Here is a 5,232-nt window from a genome sequence, read left to right on the forward strand (position 1 = left end):
CTCGTACGCCGAGCGGTTCGGCCTCGGGCTCTGGGACAAGGGCATGCGCTACGGCACGCGCGAGCCGCGGGGCGGGATCGCCGTCGACCCGGGACGCCTGCGCGAGGCGCTCGAGGCGGTGCGCTCGGCGCTCCCGCACGGCGCCGGGCGGACGGGCATCTCGGCCGCCGAGCTGCTCGACGGACTGCCCCTCGATGCCGGAGCGCGGGAGGCGATCCGGGCGCGTGTCGAGGTGTCGAGCGCGACGACCGCCGACCGCGTCGACGCTGCCGAGCTCGCCGGCCTGGCGGCCCACTCCGACGAACGCGCCCCGAGCATCGCCGGCGGGAACCAGCGGATCGCCGACGCGCTCGCCGCCGCGCTCGGGGACGCGCTCCACCTCTCGAGCCCCGTCGCGCGGATCGCGTGGGACGCCGACGGGGCCTCCCTCGCCGCAGCCGGGCACGAGCTCCGGGTGGAGCGGGTCGTGCTCGCCGTCCCGGCGAGCGTCGTCGGACGACTCGCGTTCGAGCCCGAGCTGCCGGCGGCGCTCCGCTCCGCCTACTCGGCCGTGGAGTACGGGCACGCCGCGAAGCTCTTCGTGCCGCTGACCGCAGCCACCGTCCCGAGCGCCGTCCTCTCCGTGCCGGAGCGCTACTGGACCTGGACGGCGACGGGCGACCGCGGCGCGGTGCAGCCGGTGGCGAGTGCGTTCGCCGGCTCGTCCCCGGCGCTCGACCGCCTGGCCGTGACCGAGGGCCCGACGGCGTGGGTCGAGTCGCTCGCGCGTCTGCGGCCCGACCTCGCGCTCTCCCGAGACGAGGCGCTCCTGTCCACCTGGGACGACGACCCGTGGGTCGCGGCGGCGTACTCCACCGCCTCGCCGCCCGTCGAGGCGTGGGCAGCCGCCGGCCCGTTCCACGCCTGCGGCGAGCACACGGCGGGGGTGCGGACCTCGCTGATGGAGGGCGCGCTCGCGAGCGGCCTGCGGGCCGCCGACGAGGTCGTCGCGGCGCTCCCTGGCCTCGCACACCGGACAGCCCGCGGGTAGGCTGGCGCGAATCCTGACCGTGCGGTCAACGCGTCGACCGTGGAGGGCCCCGTGATCGTCCCCGAGCTACCCCCCGACATCCTCGAGCTCAAGGAGCGCGTCGCACGCTTCGTCGAGCGGGAGGTGCTGCCGATGGAGGAGCGGATCGCGGCCCGGGGCTCGATCGACGCCGCGGAGGTCGACGCGCTGCGCGCCGCCGCCCGGGCAGAGGGCTTCGCGATGCTCAACATGCCCCTAGAGCTCGGCGGTCGGGACCTCTCGATGCTCGGCCAGGTCGCCGTCGAGGAGGAGTCGGGCAAGGCGACGAACGGGCTCGGGTTCGCCGTCGTCGACCGCGGCCCGCGCGAGCTGTACGAGATCGCGACCGCCGACCAGGTCGAGCGCTACGTGCTGCCGATCGCGCAGGGCACGTACCGCGAGGCGTGGGCGTTGACCGAGCCCGGCGCCGGGTCGGACCTGGCCGGGATCACGACGACGGCCGTCCGGGACGGAGACGACTGGGTGCTCGACGGCGAGAAGTGGTTCGTGACGAGCGAGGGCCAACCGGGCGTCTACATCGTGCTCGCCGTCGCCGACGGCGAGCAGACGCTGTTCCTCGTCGAGCCCGACGCACCCGGCCTCGAGATCGTGCGCACGCCGGGGTTCCTCCACGACCCGTACCTCGACCACCATCCGGAGATCGCGTTCCGCGGCTGCCGCGTGCCCGAGGCGAACCGCGTGCCGGCGAGCGGGGATGCCGGGGCGAAGGAGTGGATCCTCGTCGAGCGGCTGTTCATCGCCGCGCGGTGCTGCGGGGCGGCCGAGCGGCTGCTCGACCTCGCCACCGCGTACGCGAAGGAGCGGATGGCGTTCGGGTCGCCGATCGCCGCCTACCAGGGCGTGTCGTTCCCGCTCGCGGACTCGCTGACCGAGCTGCACGCCGCCCGGCTGCTGACCTACCACGCCGCCCACGCGTTCGACACGCTCGCCGACCGGAAGGTCGTGCACGGGAAGGTGTCGATGGCGAAGCTCTACGCTTCGGAGATGGCGGGACGCGTCGCCGACCGTGCCGTGCAGGCCCTCGGGGGCCGCGGGTACTCGACGGACAGCCCGGCGGCGCGGTTCTACCGCGAGCTGCGCGTCGACCGGATCTGGGAGGGGACGAGCGAGATCCAGCGGCTGATCCTCGCGCGGGGACTGCTCAAGCGCGGTGCAGGGCCCTACCTCGGGTGGGAGTGACGGAGGCCCGGGCGGACGAGGCCTCGCAGCCGACACGAATGCGCACGAAGAGACCGATTCTGCACAGGGAAGGAGCGACGACGTGACGACGAGGGAGCATGTGGCGATCGACCGGGAGCGGATCAAGGAGCTGATCGAGCGGGAGGCGCAGCGGCTCGACGGGCGGACGCAGGGCTCGCGGGCGATGTACGAGCGGGCGCGACGGTCGCTCTCCGGCGGCGTCGCCTCCTCCTACCAGGTGCGTCATCCGTGGCCGCTCTACCTGTCCCACGGCAAGGGCGCCAGGGTCTGGGACGTCGACGGGAACGAGATGCTCGACTTCCACAACGGGTTCGGCTCGATGGTGCAGGGCCATGCCCACACCGCGATCACGGACGCGGTCAACGCCCGCATCGAGCTCGGAACCCATTTCGCGGCGCCCACGGAGGACGCCGTCGTCGTGAGCGAGGAGCTCGCCCGCCGCTGGGGGCTCCCGAAGTGGCGCTACGTCAACTCCGGGTCGGAGGCGACGATGGACGCGATCCGGATCGCGCGTGGGCTCACCGGGCGCGACACGGTCGTGAAGATCGCCGGCTCCTACCACGGCCATCACGACGGGGTGATGGTCGCGATCGGGTCGGTCCCTGCGGAGCTCGGCGACCGGGAGGACTACCAGTCGATCCCGTACGGCGCCGGCATCCCTCACGCGGTCTCGGAGCTCACGATCCCGGTCCCGTTCAACGACGCCGGCGCGATGGAGCGTCGGATCGAGCGGCTGGTCGACGAGGGGCGCCCGCCCGCCTGCGTGATCATGGAGGCGGCGATGATGAACCTCGGGGTCGTGCTCCCCGAGCCCGGATACCTGGAGGCCGTCCGCGAGCTGACGCGAAAGCACGGGATCGTCCTCATCTTCGACGAGGTCAAGACCGGCCTCTGCATCGCCGCGGGCGGCGCGACCGAGCGCTTCGGCGTCATGCCGGACATGGTCACGCTCGCGAAGGCGCTCGGCGGCGGCCTCCCGTCTGGCGCGATCGGCGGCACCGAGGCGGTCTTCTCGGTCGTCGAGGACGGCAGCGTCTACCAGGTCGGGACGTACAACGGGAACCCGCTGTCGATGGCGGCGGCCCGGGCGAACCTGCTCGAGGTGCTCACCCCGGAGGCGTACGCGCACCTCGACGCGCTCAACGACCACATCCTCCGCGGCTGCCAGGACGTGATCGACCGCTACGGGTTCCCCGGCTACTCGATCGGCGTCGGCTCCAAGGGGTGCGTCACGTTCTCGCCCGAGCCGATCGTCGACTACGAGTCGTTCAAGGCGCACCAGGACGCGGAGCTCGCCGACCTCGCGTGGCTCTACAACATGAACCGCGGCGTGTTCATGACGCCGGGCCGCGAGGAGGAGTGGACGCTGTCCGTCACGCACTCGTTCGAGGACTGCGACGCCTTCGTCGCCGCCTTCGACGAGATGGCGGCCGACCTGACGGCGTAGCCCTGGCTCACGCGCGCATCGCGTCGGGCAGCGCCCGGCGCGTGCGCGCCGGCGCGCCCAGCGGACGAGAGCCCGGCGGCGCCCGTCGGGCGTCGGTACTTCCCCGCGAGCACGGGTGCGCGGATCGCCCGATGCGCGGCGCACCCGTCGGCGTCATCGTTGGGGGGGAAACCGAGGAGCGCCTCGTGCCGGAACCGACGCAGCCCGACGAGCGCGTGCTCGAGCTCCTCGAGCGAGGAGCCGAGGAGGGCTGCCTGAAGCTCTCGGAGGTCGAGCACGTGGTGGACGCGGGCGGGCTCGACGACGACGCCGAGGCGGCGCTGCTCGACGAGCTCGCTGCCCGCGGCATCGCGCTCGACGACGACTGCAGCCGCCCAGAGCGCTCCTCGACGTACGTCAACGGCCAGCTCGCCGAGACGACGACCGACGCGCTGCAGCTCTTCTTCCGTGACATCTCGCGCTACCCGCTGCTCACGGCCGCGGAGGAGGTCGCGCTGGCGAAGCGGATCGAGCGCGGCGACCTCGAGGCGAAGCAGCAGCTGGTCAACTCGAACCTGCGGCTCGTCGTCTCGATCGCGAAGCGGTACCAGCGGTCGGAGATCGCGCTGCTCGACCTGATCCAGGAGGGCGTGCTGGGGCTGATCCGCGCCGCCGAGAAGTTCGACTGGCGCCGGGGCTTCAAGTTCTCGACGTACGCGACGTGGTGGATCCGGCAGGCGATCCAGCGGGGCGTCGCGAACCAGTCGCGGACGATCCGGCTCCCGGTGCACGTCGCCGACCGGGAGCGGCAGATCGGCAAGGTGCAGGCCGACTTCGTCGCGGAGCACCGGCGCCCGCCGACGGACGAGGAGCTCGCGGCACGGCTCGAGGTGCGCCTCGTCGACATCGAGCGGGTGCGCCATGCGGCGCGGGCGGTCGCGAGCCTCGACCAGCCCCTCGGGGACGAGGACGCCGGGGCGCTCGGCGAGGTGCTCGCGGCCGAGCCGGAGCGGGAGCTGACGGAGGACATCCACGTCAGCCTCCGCCGCGACGCGCTCCGCCGGGCACTCGACGCGCTGCCAGCGGACGAGCGACGCGTGATCGAGCTGCGCTACGGGATCGACGGCGACGCCGAGCCCGTCTCGCTGACGGAGGCGTCGCGACGCCTCGGAGTCGGAATCGACCGCGTGCGCTCGCTCGAGCGGGAGGCGCTCGAGCGGCTCGCGCTCGAACGCGAGATCGCGGCCCTGATGGAGGACGCGGCATGAGGACGTCCGCTCGCCGACCGACGGTCGTGTCCGAGCTCGCGATCCCGGTGGGGCCGGGGCTCGTCGGCGACCTCGTCGTCCCCGGCGATGCGATCGGGGTGACGATCTTCGCGCACGGGAGCGGCTCGAGCCGCCTCAGCCCCCGCAACCGGTTCGTCGCCGAGGAGCTCAACCGGCGCGGGATCGCAACCCTGCTCCTCGACCTCCTGACGGCCGCCGAGGAGCTCGACCGCGCGAACGTCTTCGACGTCGACCTGCTCGGCGAACGG

Annotated in this window: 4 protein-coding genes and 1 pseudogene; all 5 read left to right on the top strand. The window is 73.2% G+C overall.

What is annotated here, in order from left to right; all coding sequences use genetic code 11:
• A partial coding sequence (locus AC162C_RS05425; RefSeq protein WP_484096661.1) for a flavin monoamine oxidase family protein occupies nt 1–1,030 on the top strand: 1,030 nt, incomplete at its 5' end.
• A gap of 39 nt (nt 1,031–1,069) precedes the next feature.
• Entirely contained in the window at nt 1,070–2,248 is a 1,179-nt protein-coding gene (locus tag AC162C_RS05430; RefSeq protein WP_484096662.1) for an acyl-CoA dehydrogenase family protein, read from the top strand.
• A 100-nt stretch (nt 2,249–2,348) separates the two neighbouring features.
• The gene (locus tag AC162C_RS05435) at nt 2,349–3,716 is read left to right on the top strand and encodes an aspartate aminotransferase family protein (RefSeq protein ID WP_484096664.1); all 1,368 of its coding nucleotides are present in this window, start codon (nt 2,349–2,351) and stop codon (nt 3,714–3,716) included.
• Between the two features lie 185 nt (nt 3,717–3,901).
• Nucleotides 3,902–4,963 carry a sigma-70 family RNA polymerase sigma factor gene (locus tag AC162C_RS05440; protein WP_484096663.1) on the top strand — a complete coding sequence of 354 codons (1,062 nt, stop codon included), beginning with the start codon at nt 3,902–3,904 and terminating at the stop codon, nt 4,961–4,963.
• A pseudogene (locus tag AC162C_RS05445) lies at nt 4,960–5,232 on the top strand (phosphoribosyltransferase); the annotation flags it as partial. The gene AC162C_RS05440 and the pseudogene AC162C_RS05445, both read left to right, overlap by 4 nt.

The sequence above is a fragment of the Gaiella sp. genome, from assembly GCF_057140465.1.